This is a genomic window from Pseudomonas sp. GM33, assembly GCF_000282295.1.
Lineage (GTDB): Bacteria > Pseudomonadota > Gammaproteobacteria > Pseudomonadales > Pseudomonadaceae > Aquipseudomonas > Aquipseudomonas laurylsulfatiphila.
In genome coordinates, this window is sequence record NZ_AKJO01000133.1 from 14214 (window position 1) to 35336 (window position 21123).

Here is a 21123-nt window from a genome sequence, read left to right on the forward strand (position 1 = left end):
TCCAGTCAGATAGTGCAGTCAGGTTTTGCGACGGCTTCGCCGCCGAGCGGGAGCAAGCTCCCTCGCCACAGGGTCAGCGTTTGCCACAGAGTTAGCGTCCACCAATGATCCAGTGCGATGTATGTGTTGTTGCGCTACTTGAGCCTGCCAACATTTGTGGCGAGGGGGCTTGCCCCCGTTGGGCTGCGAAGCGGCCCCCGCTTTTCTCCAGTTAGATGGTGCAGTCAGGTTTTACGACGGCTTCGCCGCCGAGCGGGGCGGTGCGGCGATCCGACAAGCCCCCTCACCACAAGGGTCCGCGTTAGCCACAGAGTCAGTGTTTATTCACGCGGATCAATCTGATCCAACACCCGATTCGCCGTAATCTCCGCCAGCATCACACTATTGGAAATCCCCAACAGGGCATTGCGCGACCCACCATCCAGATGATCCACCAACTGATGCACCATCACATCAACCGAGGCCAGCGTCTCGACCAGATACACCATCAGCGTTTCGGTATCGGCCTCGGGGGCGACGGTAAACAGGGAACAAGGCGTGCGCGGTGTGGCCTTGATGTCGGCGGTGGAGGGGACGTGGAAGGCGGATTCGGCGGCTTCGTTGAGCTTGTTTGAATCGGATTCGCAGGGTGATGTCGGATCGGTGTCCGGCGGGTTGGGGGTGACCTTGAACATGGGAGTCTCCGCTTCATGGTTGAAGCTGCCACGTTCGTTTCCAGACGAAGAGGTGGCAGCTGTACGCAGGCTGGAAACCCGGGGAAACGGCAACCCGGTAGACCCGAAGGTCTCCCGCGCACAGCCGCCATAACGGAGTGCACACTCAAAAGCGTGCAAGCATAGGTTACGAAGGGCGCAGTGGCGCCATTTTCATTTCGGGGTTTCCAGACCCGGCCGCTGAACAGGCAGCAGCACGCGAACGATAGAACCCGGTCCCTAGACGCACAAGCCGGCGGATTCTGGCGTACCCGTAGGCAACGACGCAAGGTCTTGTAGCCCGCCGGAAATACCCTACAACCTTTTTAAACAAGCGCTCTTGGGCGATGTCGAGAAAACCCCACGCAAGCAAAAAACATCCCCAGCCAACTGAAGACCGGCTTTCGTGTATCGCTGTGTATCAGCGCACGAAATCCGACTACAACCCTACAAAACCCGCTCATCACGGATACAGCCCGGATACACCACTGGGGCCAAATAGACCTGCCAAAGCGAGAGGCACAACGCACCTCGCAACCAGGTTCATCAACCCTTGTGGTACGACCAAAAGTGGTCCCGCCACGTCATTGATCCGGAGTATCAACATGTCTCGTATCCAGTCGAACAAAACCCGTATTGGCCTGATCGCTGTCGCACTGGTCGGCGGTATCAACTTCGCCTCCTCGGCGTTTTCCGCCGAAGCCCTGCCTCAGGGCTATCAACTGGCCTCCGCCGAGAAGACCAGCGAAGGCAAGTGTGGCGAAGGCAAATGCGGCGCCAGCGAAGCCAGCGCCCAAAAGACCCAGGCCGAAGGCAAGTGCGGTGAAGGCAAGTGCGGCGATGCCTCCTTCGCCCGCACCGACGCCGACCATGACGGCCGCGTGTCGCTCAAGGAACTGCTGGCCGTGGCGCCCAAGGGCACAGAGGAATTCAAGGCGATGGACGCCAACGGCGACGGTTTCCTGTCCGAGGGTGAGGTGTACAAGTTCCGCACCAACCAGTACACCTCCAACGGCAAGAAAGTACCGACCGAGCTGTTTACCAAGTTGAGTCAGGCTAAAGAGTGATCAGCCGCTAACAAAAAACCCTTCCTGTGTTGACGCGCAGGAAGGGTTTTTTTGCGTGGGTAGTAGTGGTTTGGTCGTCAGGCGTGAAATTGCAGTCCACTAGACCACCGGTTGCATCGGATTTAGCCAGCAGGCTTTGTAACCATGACCGACAGAGAACGGCCAAAAGCGGTCATCAGATCGACTCTACGGAAGTAGGGCTAGCTCAGTAACTTGGACACACCGCATACCGCTATTCCAAGTATTAGTGATGATGAATGGGGAGGGAGGCCATAAATTTGTCCAACAATGATGGCATATTGATAAGGTTGACCAACCTAGACATGCACCTGGCTTTCGCCAGATTAGCTACCAAGGACGAAAATGCCGATTTCGCTGGAATACTACGACCATCCAACCCTCTGTCATGGTCAAGTTTGGACAATCACGGACGAAAATCTACTCGCAGAGCAGATAGCGCGTGTTGCTTTGGGCCAGTCTAGACACGTCCAAAAAATTATAGCGGGAACGAATGTGGGGGCGCCGGCATCGAGGGCCAGTGCCGCTCAGGGCGCGATAGGCTTACTTACAGTTCCTACTGGTGAAGATCCCTGGCATAGAGATGGCTGGATCTTTCAGGTGATATCGTGGATAGCTGCCCAAAAGGCCGATCCGAGCGCACTTATCCGGCCGCCTCAAATGATTCACGCCTTGAAAGGATTCGATGGGCTCCGTCTTGAATTGAGCGGGGGTGAGGTTGTTGCTGCAACTATATTTGAAGACAAGGCTACGGATGACGCGAGAAAAACTGTCCGTGATTTGGTGTGGCCAGAGTTTAGATTGCTCGACCAAGGAGATAGGGAGAACGTTTTAGTTGCGGAGGTCGTTGCTTTGTTGGAAACCAATAGAGATGTTGATCCTGATCTCGCGATCGAAAACATAATATGGAAGAGTGTTAGACATTATCGAGTTAGTATAACGGTTGGTAAATATCACTCCACGAGGAAGGGGCGAGTAAAACTTTTTAAAGGCTATGATAAAGTTATTGACGGTAAGGTGAGCAAGCGCGGTGGAGAAATATTTTATATAGAGCATCTGCGCCCCTGGATGTCTTCGCTAGCTGAGAAATCGATTGCTCACGTTAAAAATATGGTGGCTGCTTATGTTTGATAACGATACCGTAGAATTGATTAACAGTGCTCCCGAATTGGACGGCCTCGACCTTGCTGAGTTGCCAAAACAACTGACTGAGGCTTACGCATCAATAGTTTCTGCTCGTGTTTGCTTACGTGAAGGAGCGGAACAGGCGGGATTGCCTGATGAGGTGACAGAAATAGTTAAACGAATGACTCGCCTTGCTTTCTCTCACGAGGCTATAGTTTCCGCTTCAGAAGATATGGAAAACCGAGTTGCTGCAGCCTTCGTCGCCGGGTCTGCTCATCATGTAATACTTCTTGCTCAGGAGTTGATGTCACGAAGTGTTAAATTTAGCACATTAAGTGCATATGGCGTCTCTCCTGAGGTTTCTGCAACTTTGTTGTTTCTGATCGCAGAAGCAAGTTCTGATGCTGCCGAAACAGCAAAAAATATTGTGGTGAGGGCTGAGGGGTCTGTTGAAGCTACTTTGCTGAAAGCAATTTGCCATTTGGCGAATGGAAGTCTTTTGAAAATACTTGCTATGCATGTGCCCAGCCCAGAAGGTTTTCTGAGTGCTGACAGTATGGGGCAAGCTGTAGAGTCGTTGTATTACATGCTATTGCATGGGGTTCGCGCGATGGCGGCATCATTACTCGGAACTGATGATGAATTTGATTTGATAGACCATGACTCGAAAGTGGTTTTCGAACGAGTAAAGGAATTATGTGTCGATAAAATTGATGGTTTAGTTGGTTTTGGAAGTCACCCAGTACATAATGTGTTTCCAGGGCCACTTCATTTGGCATCACTTTTAGCGATCGTCGCGGATCACCTTATTCCATCCGGAATTATAAATACAGAACCCCCAAAAGGTATCGAAGTAACTAAATGGTATGCTATGAAGCAAAGCATAGCGTCAATTAGGCCGTACCTATGGAAAAATCATCGACAGGCTATATCCTCAGGTTATTTGGAGATAGGTGTTTCCTCGGTGATAAGCTTTCCAACTGGGGCAGGAAAGTCTACGCTGTCCGAATTGAAAATTGCTACCGCCTTGCTGCGTAATGTAAAGGTGGTTTTTTTAGCGCCGACGCTTTCATTGGTCGATCAAACAACTAGGGCTCTAGCTAATACTTTTCCAAATGCAGAGGTTCAGCGAGAAGTCCTAGATGAGTTGTTATTTGATTTGGAGAATGACGCACTTCCGGCTATTTCTGTTATGACACCCGAAAGATGTCTGGCAATGTTAAGCTTTGATCCGGACATATTCTCAAGTGTAGGGTTGTTGGTGTTTGATGAGTGCCATTTGTTGCACCCAAGGGACGCGGATCACAGTCGGCGTTCTATAGATTCTATGCTTTGCCTCCTTAATTTTACATCGGTAGCTCCTAGCGCCGATTTGCTTTTATTGTCGGCAATGATGAAAAACTCGGTAGAGATTGCAGGTTGGGTCTCAGAGCTAACTAAAAGACCTTGTTTGCCCTTGGAGTTGACATGGAAGCCTACTCGTCAAGTAAGGGGGTGTGTGGTTTATGCTGGTGATGAAATAACCAAACTAAAAAAACGTCTAAAAACCGTGCGGTCTGAGGTGGCGAATATAAATGCGCCTGCCTCATTGAAGCGAGAGCTGTTTGTACAACCTTTCGGTTTTTTTTGCTTGAACCAAACTTGGCATTCAGCAAGTCGTAAAGATTACGCATTAATGCCAGTTCTTAGCGAAGCTGTCCAATTATCAACAGGCACCGTTGCGGAGGGGAAAAAATGGTATTTAACGCCTAATGGAAATCAGGTGTCGGCTACGATTGCAACGTCAACGGCTAGGCAAAAAATAAAGACTTTAGTTTTTACGCAAACTATACCACTCGCGAATAGCGCGTCGAAAAAAATCTCAGATGATCTTGAATCTCCTGGATGTATTTTGACTGATGAAGAAGTTCGCCTATTCGAGATAGTAGTCGATGAGTTTGGAGGGGAAGAGCATATTTATATCAAAGTTTCGGATGAAGGTAGGTTGGTATCCTCTAGTGCGTGCCATCACGGACTTTTGCTAGCTATGGAGCGACATTTGCATGAATCGCTTTTTAAGCGAGCAGATGGGCTGAATGTTTTAGTGGCGACATCAACTCTTGCACAGGGAATGAACCTTCCCAGTGAAGTGGTCAATATTAGTGGCGATAGCAGATTTGACCAAGAAGCTGATGCCATGCAACGTTTGGAGGCTCATGAGCTTCTCAATGCAGCAGGACGGGCCGGCAGAGCTGGCGATAGTTCCTATGGATTTGTATTGGTGGTACCGAGTAAAGTTGTTAATTTTGATAATAGCACTAGCCGGATTCATAATCACTGGATGGATTTAAGATCGATATTTTCTCAAAGCGATCAATGCTTAATTATTGATGACCCTCTCACGGCAATTCTCGATCAGATACATAGTGAGGCGTTACCTCTCTCTGGTGTGGCGAGCTATTTTTTGAGCAGGTTACCGGTCGATTCTGACGAAGATCAAGAGGGGAGAAATGTATCAGCTCGTGCGACTATTGAACGTTCTTTCTCGGCCTTCCGGGCGAGGAAAAAAGGCGATCAACAATGGATAACATCAAGGATAGAATCGGCGATATTGTCTAGGAACTCGAATCTAGATCTCTCTCAAGTGCTCACTTGGGCTGATCGATTGGCAGCAGCGTCAGGTATATCGGTAGGGATAATTCGAGAGCTTGGTGAGCCGCTTTCTAAAAATGTCAATCATTGGGCAACTACGGACGCTTGGTATCAATGGCTTCGCGAATGGTTAAAGCTCCGACCCACGCTACTTCCAACTCTTATTAGGAAGGAGACTTTGGAGGGTTTTTTAGGTGGCGACTATAAGAGGCTGAAAAATGATACTTCAAAGGGGAGATATGCTGCTGAAATAATATTTCCATTATTAGAACTTTGGATGGCAGGTAGTACGCTAGCTAACATTGAGGCCTCGACCGGCACTCCAATTAATAAAGTCGGAAAGTGTGAGTTTGTTAGGGAATTTGTTTTGAGGATAATTCCTGAGCTTTCTTATATATTTGGTCTTCCTAATCAGATTTTTAGGGCGATTACCGTTGATAGAGGTGAAGGAATTGAATCGCCTGTCGGCCTTAATTGTTTGGCCTTGTGTGTAAAGGAAGGTTTGGACAGTGTTGAGAAAGTGGCTCTGCATGAAATAAGTAAGAAGCGCTTAGGTAGAAGGGAATTGCATCGTAAGTATCAGAGTATCGAAGCCTACGCAGGCGTGCTTAAAGATGGTGAAAGCTTTGGTGACGTAGTGGGCCGTATCACTCAAGCCTTGGCCGTAGTGGATTTTTAATATTCATATTTCTGCATTTCCTCTCTTGGCTGGATATCCAAGTCCGCTTCTGGCCGGGAGCGGGCTTGGGTAAACGCTAATAGACGGCAGAAAACTGGAGGAAAGGGGGGGAAGAGGGTGGAGGAAAAAAGGGGACAGATTTTTATCGGTTCAGACGCGCCGACCAACGCCGGCTCGGTTGTCGGGCACTACCGCTTTAAGTCTCCCGCTTTCTCATTGAATATCTTTTCAACGGAAAAGGGGACCAACGGAAAGGGGACGGATTTATTATTGGTTAAACTATGCGGCGGCATTTGAAACGAAGATAGGTGAAAGTGCAGCTACCACATTGGCACATCATTTACCGGCGCGGAAGGGAGCGCGTGTGCTGGCACACGGTTTCCCACTGCCCAAGCCGGAAACGGTCATACTGGCGAACCAGAACAACTTTTCCATCTTTCATGGCATTTTCTCCATCTGATCTCAGCGGGCCGCTGACAGCCTTTGCACTTCATGAGCAAAGCGAGCCAATGAGCGCGGGCGAGAGGGAGAGTGCTTCGGTGGTAGCTGCGGCGGCAATGCTACCAAGGGTTTTCGAGCTTGACTAGGGTAATCCTTCACATCAGGTTGAGACCCGAGAAAGGGTTGAAAGACTGCCTTAAACCACGAAATCCGTACACGAAAAAAAGCCCGGAGAGCAAGCGCCTCCGGGCGTCGTTGGTTACCAGTCAACTCATCATTTTGTCGAAATGCGATTCGAATTTGGTTTTCACAAACACGTCCCTGAATCGCGCGATGTATTGCGCGGGGTCGATCTCGCCAAAATCGGTCAAATTGATGGCATCAGAGTGTGATTCACGATTGATGTACCTGAACAGCGCTCGGAACTCTGGATTTTCGTCGGCCAGGTCCGTCAGTGCTCTTCTGAGTGAGTCCTGTCGGTGCACGAACGTGAAGTAATGCTCCAGAATGTTTCTCATCATGTTTGGAATCACGTTGGTGGACGTGCGCCCGGCCAGTGCATCCTTGATGGTCTGCCAAAACGACTGGTAATCGTTCTGCACTTCCTTTTCCTGCATCGTGGCTACCGAGCTGAACTGCGCCTTGGTGATCCTGAACAACGCAAGGGTCTTCTCCTCTTTGTCTTCCTGCATCAGCTTGATCATTTCGTGGAAGAAAAACAGGTTGTGCGTAAGGATGAAGACTTGTTTGAACTTCGTTTTGGGGCTCAAAACCTGTCGCCTGATCAGCGAGGCAATGTCGTAGATGTAGTTGTGGGACAGGCTGGAGATCGGGTCATCAATCACGATGATCCGATTGCTTTTCAGCTTGCTGGTTTTGTCATCCAGGTCGCCATTGCAAACCTCCAGGAAATACAAAAACGAAATCAGCGTTTTCTCGCCTTCACTCAGCGTCTTGAACACGTCGTCCTTTTTGTCAGGTCGATGCAGTCGATACTGAGGTACCTCACCCTCCTCCCTCACCAACTCAAATCCTTGAAGACCCAGCACCCCGAGCCACCCGTTGATGCTCAAAACCGCTTGGTCGATGTTTGTGATCTTGGCGCGGCTCTCTACGATCGTTTCCTCCTGCGCTTTGATCTGCTCTCGTATCAGCCTTACTGCATCCCTTTTTACGGTCAGTTTGTCATCATACTCACGATGCTCTTTGGTAGTTTTAATGACCATGGCGTCGCAGCTGCCACGGAAGCAGTTCCAGAAGCGCTCCTTGATTTGATCAAGGTGAGTTTTCTTGTCCTTGATCTTCAGGTTTATGGCATCGATCTTATCCTGCTCAACCTGGACGGCAGCGTTCAGATTAGCGATCAATGTTGAGGTCGCGGTCAGGCTAACTGGAGCCGAGGGGCTAGCCATCTTGGCTTCGATACGCTGAGTATTCTGTTGCAGTGCAGACTTCAAAGTAACCACATGCGCGAGAAACGACTTGGCCTGGTATTGAGGTTTATCAAGCTGAAGAAGCAGCTGATCAACACCGCTCTTATAGCGGGTTTCCAGCGCGGCCAGTTCCGCAATGCGAAGCTCGTACGTCTTATCGAATACCTTTTCAAGCTGCACATAGAAATCATTCGGCAGTGCTTGCTGGCAGAAAGGACAGTGCTCGTCGTTTTTGTCGACAAACTTGAAGGATTGCTTGATCCAGTCCGAGTTACCCAACTCCTGAATCAGAGCCGACAGATAAGAGTCGCCGGAGCCGGCAATGGCTTCTTGGAAAATAGGCTTCGTTTCTATGTCGTCAGCATAGAACGAGAAAGAAGCGATGCCATCAAGCTCCGTATCACTGGCGGACTGCAGCTCAGAGGCTTCCGCTGCCAATGATTCAAAGGTGTCGACCGTAGCCTTGAACTTCAGCGGCACGACCTTTTCCAGCAACCGCTCCTTGGTATTGATTCCGACAAAGCAATAGTTAAGTGAACTGCTGTCAAACGGCTTTTTCAGCAGCCAAACTTTGTCTTTGAGTGTCACTGAGAGCGCTTCCTGAGCTGCTTTCAGTTCCTTCCCGTCAGCTGTTTCCGCTTGCTCCTTGTCGCTAAGGACCTTGATGGTGTCTTCCGCTGCCTTCAATGCGGCTTCTGCCTCAATGTTACCTTCATTCAATGTAAAAACGCCCGGCTGTACGCTGGCGTGGAAGTTTTGCTCCATGAATGCGTGGTTGTAGACCAGCACCTCCCGTTCGGCCTCAGCAGGATCTGCACGGCACGATTTGTGGGCCGGCCCATTCGGGTCCTGCAAAAAGTTGCTAATGGTGGTTTTGCCAGTCCCATTCTGTCCGTAGAAGATGTTAACTCGTGTCAACGGGCCGATGGTCGAATCGACATTAGGCGCGTAGCTTGAAACGTTGCGCAGAACAATATTCTTGATCATTGTGCTGTCCCTGCGGGGCGGATTTAGTTACTAAGCATCATGCTAATTCGGGTTTTCCGCTTTGAACAGCGCCGATGATGATAATGTGCCATCACAGCTTGCCCGAATGCTTGCACTGGAGCTTGGTATCGAAGGCCGTTGGGCACAAACACAGACGAACGGCTTAGCGGCTTGACTAATTCAGGGGGGCAAAAATGAAAAAAGTACGGATGGTTTCACACAACCACCAAGGATCTGTCGACCTAGACGAGAGGTCAGCTTGATCATCGAAGGAGGGCGGGGGGACAGATTTATTATCGGATTAGACGCGACGACCAGCGTAAGTCCGGCTATCGAGCGCTATCGTTTTTTTTGTCGCCTGCCTTCTTTTATTGAATATCTTGCCTTAACTCATTGAATGTCTTTCAAATAATCCTTAAGCGCAATGAGCGGTGCATCAAGCTGCTCCATCGCCTGAATCCCGGCAAACTCCCTCACCAACCTACCCAACTCCCGCCCAACGGCTTATCCACACCCTCAACCGCCTCCAACGCCAACCCACACACTCACCCACCTTCACCTGAATCCCTCAACATCCCCCCGCCGTACCAGCAACTCAAACACATCCCGCTGGTAATCCCCCATCACCAAATCATCCCGCAAAATCGGGCTCTGGCCTTCCGATTCATAAGCCAGTTTGAGGGAGAAGAGGGCGACGGTTTCCAGGTGCAATTCCATGGGGGGAAATCCTTGTGAAATGTTCTTCCGGCGAGAGGGGCAGAAGAGACGCAAGATCAAAAGATCGCAGCCTTCGGCAGCTCCTACAGATCGGAGCGTTGTCAGGGCGTTTGTCGGTGGGGGGCAGGGGCTTTTCTTTGGGCGAAAAAAAGGCCTTGCTAAGCAAGGCCTTTCTTAATTTTGGTGCCCGAGGGAGACTTTAGGCTTCCATATAAAGCGTGGCTTGCAGCGAAATTATAGCGTTAGGGATACAAGGAGGGATACAAGCTATTCGTTGCTGACCTCTGTGGCCTTCAGGGCCAACGCTTCTTCCGGAACACGATTTTACGATTCAGTTGAATGAAGTCAAAGAATTCGCGAAGGACAGGAACCCGGTCGCCGTTGGGGTCCGCAGTAACCGCTATTGCATCTGCGGCGTGGCCCGCCTCTACGACAGCATCTCGAAGCGGTACGAGGAGAGTAAATATTTCCCATACCAAGTACTTCGAAGCCGAGTCCAGAATTGAAGGTTCCGAAAATGCGGTAGAAAGAGTCAGTGGTTTGCTGGCGAGATCGCTTGCAACCACACGTGCGCGGCCCTCTAGATCTTGAGCGATTGCTGCGGAGTGTGTGCTTATCTGGTATTTCGTCGCTTCGCTAACTTTTGTAGCAGCAGTGTTTTGCAGAATCTCGTTCCATTCGCTCAAAGGATCGCGCTTTTGCTTGCCAGACGCTAGCGCGTCGAGATTTGCATACCGCATACCTGTTGCGAAGTCTGAAAGAAAAGCAAGAACACGCGTGCAAAGAGGATCGGTTGGGAAGGGGCTTGAGAGAGCATACCCACGAGCAGTAGTTAAGGTAGACACCTTTGAGACAAGAGTTCGCAGGTCATGCCCATTTACCTGGCCAGGTGCTTGCAGCCCATTCTGTGCCATGTGGTCAAGGATCAATGCCAGCTTCGCAAGGCGTTCGATTCCTATAGCGAGCTGAAAGAAGGCCGAGTAGTAACGACCCTTCTCATTCAGGTTTGCGTTACGGAGCTCCGTAAGACCTATGGCCAAGCATGAACGAATTACATGACCTTCCTGTTGAAGGGTTCTATATAGCACACCGTACATTCTGTTCTCCTTTCTGAGTTTCCCCTGAGGTCTCTGGACAGGCTGGTGAGAAAGAGCAGCAAAACTACCGGGGCCCCTGAGAGATTCCTTGCGACACGGGGTCGGAAACCCGCGAGATCTTGGTAGCGACAGTTCCCCGAGCTAACTGAAATTTCGACGTTGAAATTGAAAGGATATTGAAGAGAAAAGGGCATCGTTACCGCAACGGTAAAGGTGAGCCATTGTGTTGTTGATAGCGAACGGTTGAGCCCGGTCAACCTTGGGGGTGGTGTCAACCTGTCAACCAACGTAGAAAATTCAGTCGCTAACAAGATGCTGCGGGTTTCCGACCCCGTACTCACCGAACATCCCTAGGGTCCCCGGTGATGTCGATGCCCCGGTCCCCCTGTTCGTTGTTGGAAGACGGCACTTCCCAAACGCTCTAGCGTAAAGCAACCCAGCGTTCGAATTCTGCATTAGTCGATACCAAGCCATTATAGATTCCGCTGGCGGCGCTATCACTGATGGGGTGTGGGGGCTCGAAAAGACGTGTTACAGGTGTTGCAGGTGTTACGAATGACTTTAACTAATTGAATTTATTGTATTTTGTTGATGTTACACACTGCTCAAATTTCACGTGCGTTCGGTGTTACAAGCCAAATAGGTGTTACAGCGGCGTTTACAAGTTTGGGTAAATCGTAGGCCGGAATCGGCCAAAAATGGACGTTCAATCTTCGATCTCCTTCGGCGATACTGGTCATTCAGGTATGTCTCCAAAACTAGAGGTAATCAGGGCGGACACTACCGTTGGATCACGGTATCGGATTGAGCGCAAATCAAAGGACATGAGTAAGGCGAGGTTATCTGACACATCAGCGTAATTAGTGGGAGCTGATTCTTAGCGGTGCTTTTATATCTGCTTATCAAGGCCTTGCTCGCAGTCTTTTTCAGGGCCAGGAAGACCAAGCCACGCAAATACGCCAGTGCATCTAGAAATGTCCGACTGCAAGAGCAGCGCAGATTGATATCATCATCGCATTCGCCACGGGGTCTATGGCGTAGGGAAAAACAACATGGAAGATTTACGGTTTGCCGATGATCGGCCAATCGCCAAGCACGAACAAGACCTCCTCGGCCGATCGGGATTTGCCAAGAACCTGGCAGAAGCAATGGCCAGCTGGAAAGACCAGGAAAGTCTGGTAATTGCGCTGACAGGGGCATGGGGCAGTGGAAAGAGCTCAATCAAGAACCTAGTCATTGATGACTTTAAGAGCACTCCCGGACATGAGGTCATCGAGTTCAATCCGTGGGAGTGGGCCGGCCAGGAGAAGCTCAGCGCGACTTTTTTCGACGAGGTCTCCTTGGCCATTCAGCGAAAAGACAAGAGCAAGGCGGGCAAGCAACTGGCAAAAGCCTTACGTCGTTATGGACGACGTATCAACACCAGCGCGGCGGTGATTGATGGCGTGACCAAATACTTGCCGATACTGCTTGGGTCCGCACTGGCCGCGAACTATCTCAGTAGTTGGGTGGACAATCCAATGATGCAGACCGCCCTGCATTTCGTCAGCGGCATCACGGCGATAGCGACCGTTCCGACGTTGTTCAAAAAGGTTGCCAAGTTTCTGCAGGACCTGGCCGACAGCGCGGACAATGCGGCAAAGGATGAGGAGCTCACCCTGAGCGAAATTCGCAGTGAAATATCCTTGCTGTTGGCCAAGCGAAAGCATCCGCTACTGATCGTTATGGATGACATTGATCGCCTGGCATCGGATCAAATGAAAGCCCTGTTTCAGCTGGTCAAGGGCAATATGCAGTTCCCCAGCGTGGTGTTTCTTTTGCTGTATCAACGCGATGTCGTTGAGGAGGGGCTTCAGCGAGCAGGTTTCAACGGGGCTGAGTATCTGGAAAAAATCATCCAAGTACCGTTCAGCGTCCCGGCACTTCCCGCCTCAAGCTTGGAAATAGTGCTGTTTCAACGACTAGAAGAGATCTTGGCCGCGGAACCACAATTGGCCGAAAACTTCGACTCAAACTACTGGACCAGTGTCTATCGTCGGGGCATGAAGCCGTTTTTCCAGAGTTTGCGGGATATCTATCGCTACACGTCTACCCTCACGTTCCACTGCCGATTACTGCGTGGGGGTGACGTGGCGGAGATCAACGCTGTGGATTTGTTTGGCTTGGAGTGTTTGCGGGTCTTCGCTCCTTCCAGCTACGAAGCAATAGCGCAGAACAAAGCGCTGCTGACAGGCAGCCGATTGGTCATGAGCCAAACACAAAATGAAAAGGAGCGGATTACAGGACTCATTCAGCAAATGGTGGAACGCGCGCCAAAGGAGTATCAATCGGGTGTAGAGCAGACACTCAAAATTCTGTTTCCCACACTGGACTGGGTTTTTAAAAACACGTCGTACAGTGGCTCTACCCGAATGCAATGGATGCGCGAATCAAGGGTGTGCTGCGGCGACTTCTTTGACCGATATTTTGAATTAGGGTTGCCGGTCGAAGAGGTGTCCAACTCGCTGCTGCACTTCCTATTCCTGCGGTTGACTAATGCGCAACAATTTTGCGACGCGTTGCTTGAATACGACGATGCACGACAGAAGACGATTTTGGAGCGGCTGGAGTCTCGAATTGAGGAGTTTCCGCTCGACCAGTCTGAAGCCGTTATCAAGACGCTCCTGAAAGTTGGTGAAACCGTGAGCGGTGGCGAGTCATCCATGACGTTTCTGTCTGCACCAGTCCAAACGTTCCGCTTGCTATTGTTCTTCCTACGGCGCCACGACGAACCTAATGTTCGCAGCGAGCGACTGTTGCGCGCCTTCGAGCAAGTCAAAGGTTTCGCCGTGCTGGAACATCTTTTGATGTCGGAGTCCTCCGCCCGGGAAAAGTCGGATATCTCAGATCTAGATGATGCGGGCTTCGAGGGGCTAAAACAGGCATTTACCGAGGCGCTATTGGCGCACGCGGACCAGGACCCAAATACGTTTCTCGCGCACTGGAACTTTGTTTCCTATGTGTATCGGTTGAATCGATTTTCCGACGGAGCGGGGAAAAAGTGGGTTAACAAACATATCACCACAAAGGAGCGATTTCTGCTGCTTGCTCGGTCAGTCGTAAAAAAGAGTACGTCGTCCAGCGGAGGGGTTGCGTCCATTTCCTACTATGTGCCTATCGCGATGCTCGACGACTTGTTAGGAATCGAAGCATGCAAAGCATGGCTTGCGCAAGTAGACCGCGCCACGTTGACCGGACCTGAAAAGCAAGCCATTGAACTTATAGATGACACAATGAGAAGCCATGAGCGGGGGGAGAGGTCGGATTACTGAAGTACAGTCGAGATCCCATAGTCGAAACGGGTTGGTCGCGAGCCCTCGCTTAATTGTGCCGAGTTTCGTGGCCTATCCCGCAATTTTACTAGTCAACAAAGTGGCTGATTTTTCAATGAGTGAGTTACGTGCAATACAGACATATTCAGGCCTAATGGTCTGGCAAAATTCCTTAGCCAGTACGCTTGCCTATGAGTAAATTTATCATCCGCTTGCTTGACCTCTACAAACTTCAAATTTCCATTTTTTTGCAAAGTAAGGTCTGGCCAACCCAGCCCATTGAAACCTAGAATTTGCCTAAGTAAAATTCTTTTAAAAATCTCGTTAGAAATACCACTCCAAACTGACTCCAGATGAACAATATCTAAAACATCCGGTGTTACGTTTCTCGGTAATGGAAATTTTTTTACGTTTTTCACCCAGGTTGAGTGGATTTCAGATATTTTTTCAATATTTAATATAGATAAAACTTCATTTATTACGGATAGTTCAGGTTCGCTAATGCTACTTCGTCTAAATATACCTTTCGAAGATTTGTCAGCGAAAAGCAAATCGCCATAATAAAAGCCGTTGTATCGCACGCCTTTTTTTTCGAGTATTTTTCTAGCCCAGAAAGACAACATTTGAATGGTGCTGCCCTCAAACATCTCACCTGACCAACCTGATGATTTGAAAAAATCAAGTGAGAAGCTCTCTACGCTATCAACATACGAGCGCCTCCCAATCGTTTCAGACATATCTCTAGGGTGTTTGCTTAAATACTCAATCCCCACAAGCTCACATTGCTGTCGTAGACTCAAAGAATAGAAACTACCCCCTGTTTTTTCTCTTATTTCAGCAAGGAGATCGGCAGACATAAACTTTACAGCCCAAAAAAAACTATCTGGCGTCCAAAAATACTCATCTGGCGCAATCCATTCACCGCCTGCCGCTCTATCAGCACTCCACTCAGAAGGCAGTCCTAATTCTTTGTAGCGTTCTAGGTTCGACCATCCATCATGATCAAATGCACATGGACTCAGATTGATCTCAAACTTCATAAAAACCTTTAACAAGTTATTGCACTGGATTTGACCTTCCGGTAAAGGGACGCTTACTACACTGACTTGCCCATCGTTGGCACCTGACTTAGCCGGTCGCACAATAATGATAATCAGTGGCACGCGACACAGAATTTAGTTGTGTTGTATCGACCGGTTGAATCCACAACCAAAAGCGGACGTTGAGCCAAGGACTGCTCCCAGCAAAAAAAGCCAGTCGAATACTAATTTCGAAAAAGATGATTTAATCTCCAGTCATCCCGACGGTTTAAAATTTAAATCCAATCATATCCTTCAAATTCTATGTCGTTGCTTAAGAGTCGAGCAGTCTTCAATCCCATCATGTTGTCGTGCTCAAGGAAGTAAACCATCAAATCGCTGAAATTCGTAGGCATTTTAGTGTTGGGGCTGCATCCATATTTAATAAAGGCTGAATAAAATTGAGGATATGCTTTAGCAGTAAAATTCTCACAATCCTTGAGAGCGATGAGATCAATTAAACCGCTATCTTGAAAAACATCTCCAAGGCCTTCTTTTGAAAAAGTGGGGCGGCCTTGCTCCGCAGACCTAGCGATCAAGATGGTTCTTAGGCACCAAGCGAGCCTTTTATTAAGGAGATAGTAATCTTGAATATGCTCGGCGTGCGCAACAAGGGCGAATCCTAACTCACTTGCATTTGAAATTTCCGAAGAGTAATTTTCTTTTTTTACAAAACTCTTTTTGACTGTTTCAAACGCTCCACTAGGATCATATATTGCTTTGGCCTCTAGTGTAATGTGCATGAAGAACAAGTCCCCACCTTCAGCTCTAGAGATGGCTTGAGTCAAAGGATAACAGGCAATATTGGTAGTCCCTTCGACTATCATTTCATATCGTTCATCATTAGTGATCGCAAACAAATCTGTGTCTGAGTCTACAGAGTGATCCTCGCGAGCGCGACTTCCATATACGACGAGTGATAGAATAGGCATTAATTAACCCTGCTAATCCTATTGATCAATGTAGGTACCAATACTGCATACCACCAAAGACCAAAAAAAGCGTTAACCCCGTATAGTATTTCAATATGAATTGGGGTCGTCTTATCTGCATACTTTGTGTAGCCCACCAAAAAGGTAATATCAAATCCTTGCACAAAACCTTTTTGAAAGTCTTTTGACAAAAATCCATATAACAAACCAAATGTAAAAGTCAATGCTATGCCAATTATCGCAGGTCGTGCAATGCTCTTCCCCCAGCAATTAACAAACCCAGAAATATTTAGCAAAAGTAACTCGAAGTACGCGGCCAAAAAATTCATGCCATGACTAATAAAGCCCTTTCCGTATATAAGTTCGTACATTGATTTTTGAATTTTGCTTCTTAGTGACTGATTTAAATAAGTTTGGATCGCTCCGTAGTATGCGTCGTCGTCACCATGGTTTTCGGCATTCTTCAGTAATGTTCGAGAGAATTTAGCCTTCGTCCCTTCTAGTCTCATTTTTTGGTAGCTTGGGGTTTTGCTATTTCGAAGTAGAATATTTTTGTCAAGGTTCGTGTACGCGGCGCTTATAAATTTGCCAGGATTGGAAACCAAAGTGTTTGGCATTTTTGTCTCAGTGCCAGACAGCGTGATATCGGTCCACTCGCATTCATAAAAAATACAATCTTGAAATTCAGCCATAGTGAATGAGCATCGCTCGAATTTGCACTCGCTAAATTTAACCCCTCTCCATACGCTACCACCGAAATCACACTTAGAAAAACTGCACTTTCCAAATGAAATATCGTGTCGTGAAGTCTCACTTATGAACTCGCCGTTAAAATCGCACTCGTCAAAGCTGATTGATTTGCAACTAAATCTCCGTATTGATTTCTTCTTTATGTAGTCAGACAAATCTGAAGACTTGAATAAAAGCTGGCTAGGGCCTTTATTGTTGGTAAAGTCCCAGCCATGCGGTGTTAATTTAAGTGTGTGACCAATAAAGATAGAGTCCCAATAAGACTTGCTTCTTTTTTGTGAACTCATTATCACGGCCGCTTCTACAGGGTCCGCTGCTAATGCATTATCGGGTTTCTCGTGCACTTCGTGCTCCATGCCAATCCTTGTTGGTAGCAGCATAGCCTCTCTGAGCCTTCCACCGATAGGGGAGGGGTTGACTCCTTATTTAGCGAGTTAATTCCGAGCTCAACCGCGTCGCCCTTCGATTTTCCATCCGTAGGTGACTGTAAAAACTGGAAGCTGACAACATTATTCCAACCTGGTTGGGTTCATCTTTTTGGTAGCCTCTGGCAGCTGATGGCCGTTTGTTGCCTATCGCCAATGTCATCTTTGGGTTGTGGATTCTGCAGGTCATAGCCATAAAGCGTGGTAGTCAAATCCATACAGGTGGCTGCCCAGCCCGAATGCAATCAGCTAACCAAACCCATCCAATCCTCCATCACGCCTTAACCCACCGCTGCCGACTCCAACTACTCAACCCATCAACAGCAAACACCAACACCAACATCGCCAAAATCACCGTGCTCGCCTGAGCCTCCTGAAACAGGCTAAGACTCACATAGAGCATCTGCCCCAACCCCCCAGCCCCAACAAACCCCAGCACGCTGGCCATGCGAATGTTGTTCTCCCAGCGGTACAAAATGTACGCCAGCAGCTGCGGAAACAGGTTGGGCAAGGTGCCGTAACAGAAAGCCCAGACCACGTTGCCGCCCTGCAAACGAATGGCTTCGGCCGGTTGCGGCGGGGTGTTTTCCAGTGCTTCGGCGAACAGGCGGCCGAGTACGCCGGTGGTGTGCATGGCCAGTGCCAGGGTGCCGGCGTTGGGGCCGAGGCCGGCGGCCAGTACCATCAACGCGGCCCACACCAGTTCGGGAATGGCGCGCAGGCCATTGAGTACAAGTCGCGACGCGCTCTGCAGCAGCCAGCCGAAGCGTCCGGCCGCCGGCAGCGCCAGCAGCAGGCCAAACACTGCCGCGAGCAGGGTGCCTAGGGCGGACATGGCCAGGGTTTCCACGGCGCCACGGCCGATGGCTTGCAGGTGGCCGGCGCTCAGGTCCGGGCTGAGAAAACGCAGCACGTAGGCGCCCATCTGCTTCAGGTTTCCGCTGCCTGTCAGTTCGCCGAGGTCGATGCCCAGATAGCGGAACGAGGCGACGACTGCGGCGCCGATGCACAGGATCAGCAGCAGGTTGATCAGGCGATTCATGCGAACCTCCAGCGCAGCAGGCGGCTGATCTGGTCGGCGAACAGCACAAGGACGAAAAAGGTCAGCAGCATGCTCGCCACTTCACCGCCGGCGAACATGCGCAGCGACAGGTCGATCTGCTGGCCCAGTCCGCCGGCGCCGACGAAGCCCATCACCACGGACGCGCGGATCGCGCATTCCCAGCGATACACGGTGTACGACAGCAGTTCCGCCGCGACATTGGGCAGGATGCCGTAGCAGAACGCCGCCAACCGGCCACTGCCGGCTTGCAGCAGTGAGTGGGCGGGGCGCTGGTCGACCGACTCGAAGATTTCCGCGTAGACCTTGCCCAGCATGCCGCTGTAGGTGATGGCGATGGCCAGCACCCCGGCGGTCGGGCCAAGGCCGACGGCGCGCACGAACAGCAGGGCCCAGACGATTTCCGGCACGCTGCGCAGGAAGATCAGCAGCCCGCGCACCGGCCAACGCAACAACCGGCCCAGGGCGCTCGGGCGACCACCGCGCGAAGCCGCCGACAGCGACAGGGCGCGGCTGGCGAGCAGGCTGGCGGGCACGGCCAGCAGCAAGGCCAGGGCCATGCCGGCGGTGGCGATGGTCAGGGTCTGCAAGGTGGCTTGCCACAGCAGCTGGAGGAACTCTTCGCCATGGGCCGGTGGCCAGAAGGCCGAAACGAAACGGCCCATTTCACTCTGGCTGTCGGCCTGGAGCAGTACACCCAGGTCCAGTTCGCTGAAGTGGATGCCGGGCCACAGCAGGGCCAGCGCCAACAGACTGAGCAGCAGGCGGGGCAGGGTGGCCGGGTCTCGTGTATCGCGCGTCAGCATCGGGGAATCTGCAGGCTCAGGGGCGCCACCGGAGCGGGCGGGGATTGCAGTTGCTCGTTGGCGTAGAGCCGGTCGAGCAAGTCGCGGTCGACGTCGGCAGCGGGAAGATCGAAGAGGATCTGGCCGTCGCGCAAACCGATGATGCGAGAGAAGTTGCTCAGCGCCAGATCCACCGCATGCAGGCTGGCGACCAGGGTCACCTTGTGTTGCCGGGCGTGGCGGCAGAGGATCGACAGGGTGTGCCCGGCCAGCACCGGGTCCATCGCCGACACCGGCTCATCGGCCAGCAGCACGTCGGGGGCCTGGTACAGCACGCGGGCAATGCCCACGCGCTGCAGTTGGCCACCGGACAATTGCTGGCACTGGGCGAACAGCTTGTCGCCAAGATCGAGTTTGACCAGGGCCGCGCGTGCGCCGGGCACATCCACCGGATGCAGCAGGCTCAGCAGGCTTTTGGCAAAACCCCACTGGCCCAGTTTGCCGGCCAGCACCGCCGTGACCACGCGCTGGCGCGGTGGCAGTGGCGGCGCCTGATGCACCAGGCCGATGCGCGCGCGCAGGCGTTGGCGCTGTCGGGCGCCAAGTTGCCAGGCGTGCTCGCCGAGCACTTCGACCGTGCCGCTGCCGGGGCGCAGGGCGGTGGCCAGCAGGTTCAGCAGGCTCGACTTGCCGGCGCCGGACGGGCCGATGATCGCCACCTGCTCACCGGCGCCGATGTGCAGGTCGATCTCATGCAGCGCCCGCACGCCCGTGTCGTGGGTGAGGCTGACCCGGTTCAGATGCAAGGTCATTTCAGCAGGTCGGCAGCGCGCGCGGCTTCCTCGATGCCCTTGTAGTTCTCAGGCTTGGTCTCGATGAAGCGGCTGGCGGCCTGCAGGTCGAGGATCGCCTTTTGCTCCGGGTTGGCCGGGTCGAGCGCGAGGAAGGCGGCCTTGATTTTCTCGGCCAGGGCCGGGTCGAGGGTGCCGCGCACGGTCCAGTTGTAGTCGAAGTAGGCCGGTGTGGTGGCGAAGACCTTGACCTTGTCGGTGTCGACCTTGCCGGCCTTGACCAGTTTTTCCCAGACGCTGGCGTTGAGCACGCCGGCATCCACTTTGCCGGCCTGAACCCAGGCGACGGTGGCGTCGTGGGCACCGGAGTAACCGACGCGGCTGAAATAGGTTTCCGGCTTGATGCCGTCCTGCAGCATGAAATAGCGGGGCATCAGGCTGCCGGACGTCGACGAGACCGAGCCGAAGGCGAACGATTTGCCCTTGAGGTCGGCCAGGGATTTGACCGCTGGATCGGCGGTGATGAATTTGCTGGTGAACTGCGCATCCTGTTCACGCTGTACCAGGGGAATGGCATTGCCGGTTTTCAAACGTGCCTGCACGAAGGTGAAACCGCCCAGCCAGGCCATGTCGATGCGGTCCGTGGCCAGCGCCTCGACCACCGCCGGGTAGTCGGACACCGGTACGAACTCGACCTTCATGCCCAGCTGCTTCTCGAGGTATTCGCCCAGTGGCTTGAACTTGCGCAGCAATTCGGTGGGGGCTTCGTCGGGAATGGCGCTGACCTTGAGGGTCTCGGCAGCCTGTGCCAGCAGGGTGGAAAGGGACAGGGTCAGGCCGACGGCCAAGGCCAGGGTACGTTTGAGCATGGAAGTTCTCCGGTTCAATAGCGGAAAAATGTCGATGCGCCCCGCACAAGCTGATTGCTGCACGACGCTTCGTGAGGGTAGACGAAAACGGCGCGATTATAGGGGGTCTTGGGTGCTTGACCAGCCTTGCAACAAGGCTCAAGGCCAAAAAAAGACTTGTGGGAGCGGGCTTGCTCGCGAAAGCGGTGTGTCAGTCACATCGATGTTGGATGTGCCGCCGTCTTCGCGAGCAAG

At 51.4% G+C, this 21123-nt stretch carries 14 protein-coding genes and 1 pseudogene; 4 read left to right on the forward strand and 11 right to left on the reverse strand.

What is annotated here, in order from left to right:
• Nucleotides 1–320 precede the first annotated feature (320 nt).
• Entirely contained in the window at nucleotides 321–674 is a 354-nt protein-coding gene (locus tag PMI26_RS06960) for a DUF6124 family protein (protein WP_007977795.1), read from the reverse strand.
• 623 nt (nucleotides 675–1297) lie between these two features.
• Here PMI26_RS06960 and PMI26_RS06955 point away from each other — a divergent pair.
• The 3 genes from PMI26_RS06955 to PMI26_RS06945 all read left to right on the forward strand — a co-directional run bounded on the left by PMI26_RS06955 (nucleotide 1298) and on the right by PMI26_RS06945 (nucleotide 6212).
• The gene (locus PMI26_RS06955; protein WP_007977797.1) at nucleotides 1298–1759 is read left to right on the forward strand and encodes an HvfA family oxazolone/thioamide-modified RiPP metallophore; all 462 of its coding nucleotides are present in this window, start codon (nucleotides 1298–1300) and stop codon (nucleotides 1757–1759) included.
• Between the two features lie 363 nt (nucleotides 1760–2122).
• A complete protein-coding gene (locus PMI26_RS06950) occupies nucleotides 2123–2908 on the forward strand; it encodes a hypothetical protein (RefSeq protein WP_007977798.1) in 786 nt (261 codons plus the stop codon).
• On the forward strand, nucleotides 2901–6212 hold the full coding sequence (locus tag PMI26_RS06945; protein WP_007977801.1) for a DEAD/DEAH box helicase: 3312 nt from the start codon (nucleotides 2901–2903) through the stop codon (nucleotides 6210–6212). Before PMI26_RS06950 ends, PMI26_RS06945 begins: the two co-directional genes overlap by 8 nt.
• Before the next feature lie 707 nt (nucleotides 6213–6919).
• Here the strand turns inward: PMI26_RS06945 and PMI26_RS06940 are convergent.
• The 3 genes and pseudogenes from PMI26_RS06940 to PMI26_RS06935 all read right to left on the reverse strand — a co-directional run bounded on the left by PMI26_RS06940 (nucleotide 6920) and on the right by PMI26_RS06935 (nucleotide 10887).
• The gene (locus tag PMI26_RS06940; protein WP_007977803.1) at nucleotides 6920–9073 is read right to left on the reverse strand and encodes an AAA family ATPase; all 2154 of its coding nucleotides are present in this window, start codon (nucleotides 9071–9073) and stop codon (nucleotides 6920–6922) included.
• Between the two features lie 390 nt (nucleotides 9074–9463).
• Nucleotides 9464–9790: pseudogene (locus tag PMI26_RS0129775) on the reverse strand (hypothetical protein).
• Nucleotides 9791–10083: 293 nt separating this feature from the next.
• Entirely contained in the window at nucleotides 10084–10887 is an 804-nt protein-coding gene (locus tag PMI26_RS06935; RefSeq protein ID WP_007977808.1) for a hypothetical protein, read from the reverse strand.
• A gap of 1052 nt (nucleotides 10888–11939) precedes the next feature.
• On the opposite strand from PMI26_RS06935, the gene PMI26_RS06930 reads away from it, so the two are divergent.
• On the forward strand, nucleotides 11940–14198 hold the full coding sequence (locus PMI26_RS06930; protein ID WP_007977810.1) for a KAP family P-loop NTPase fold protein: 2259 nt from the start codon (nucleotides 11940–11942) through the stop codon (nucleotides 14196–14198).
• A 92-nt stretch (nucleotides 14199–14290) separates the two neighbouring features.
• Here PMI26_RS06930 and PMI26_RS31475 read toward each other — a convergent pair whose 3' ends face one another.
• The 7 genes from PMI26_RS31475 to PMI26_RS06900 all read right to left on the reverse strand — a co-directional run bounded on the left by PMI26_RS31475 (nucleotide 14291) and on the right by PMI26_RS06900 (nucleotide 20889).
• Nucleotides 14291–15238, reverse strand: coding sequence for a VRR-NUC domain-containing protein (locus PMI26_RS31475; RefSeq protein WP_007977812.1), 948 nt, complete (start codon nucleotides 15236–15238; stop codon nucleotides 14291–14293).
• Nucleotides 15239–15513: 275 nt separating this feature from the next.
• Complete coding sequence (halB, locus tag PMI26_RS06925) at nucleotides 15514–16209, reverse strand: anti-phage Hailong system nucleotidyltransferase HalB (RefSeq protein WP_007977814.1); 696 nt, start codon at nucleotides 16207–16209, stop codon at nucleotides 15514–15516.
• Nucleotides 16209–17303 carry an anti-phage Hailong system effector protein HalA gene (gene halA, locus PMI26_RS06920; protein WP_238540835.1) on the reverse strand — a complete coding sequence of 365 codons (1095 nt, stop codon included), beginning with the start codon at nucleotides 17301–17303 and terminating at the stop codon, nucleotides 16209–16211. Before halA ends, halB begins: the two co-directional genes overlap by 1 nt.
• A gap of 355 nt (nucleotides 17304–17658) precedes the next feature.
• Nucleotides 17659–18426, reverse strand: coding sequence for a phosphonate ABC transporter, permease protein PhnE (gene phnE, locus PMI26_RS06915; protein ID WP_007977817.1), 768 nt, complete (start codon nucleotides 18424–18426; stop codon nucleotides 17659–17661).
• The gene (locus PMI26_RS06910) at nucleotides 18423–19250 is read right to left on the reverse strand and encodes a PhnE/PtxC family ABC transporter permease (RefSeq protein WP_007977819.1); all 828 of its coding nucleotides are present in this window, start codon (nucleotides 19248–19250) and stop codon (nucleotides 18423–18425) included. The genes phnE and PMI26_RS06910 overlap by 4 nt, the downstream gene beginning before the upstream one ends.
• Nucleotides 19244–20041, reverse strand: a complete 798-nt coding sequence (locus PMI26_RS06905) for a phosphonate ABC transporter ATP-binding protein (RefSeq protein WP_007977822.1) — start codon at nucleotides 20039–20041, stop codon at nucleotides 19244–19246. The genes PMI26_RS06910 and PMI26_RS06905 overlap by 7 nt, the downstream gene beginning before the upstream one ends.
• Nucleotides 20038–20889 (reverse strand): putative selenate ABC transporter substrate-binding protein, encoded by an 852-nt coding sequence (locus tag PMI26_RS06900; protein WP_007977824.1) that lies wholly within the window; start codon nucleotides 20887–20889, stop codon nucleotides 20038–20040. Before PMI26_RS06900 ends, PMI26_RS06905 begins: the two co-directional genes overlap by 4 nt.
• Between the last annotated feature and the right edge of the window lie 234 nt (nucleotides 20890–21123).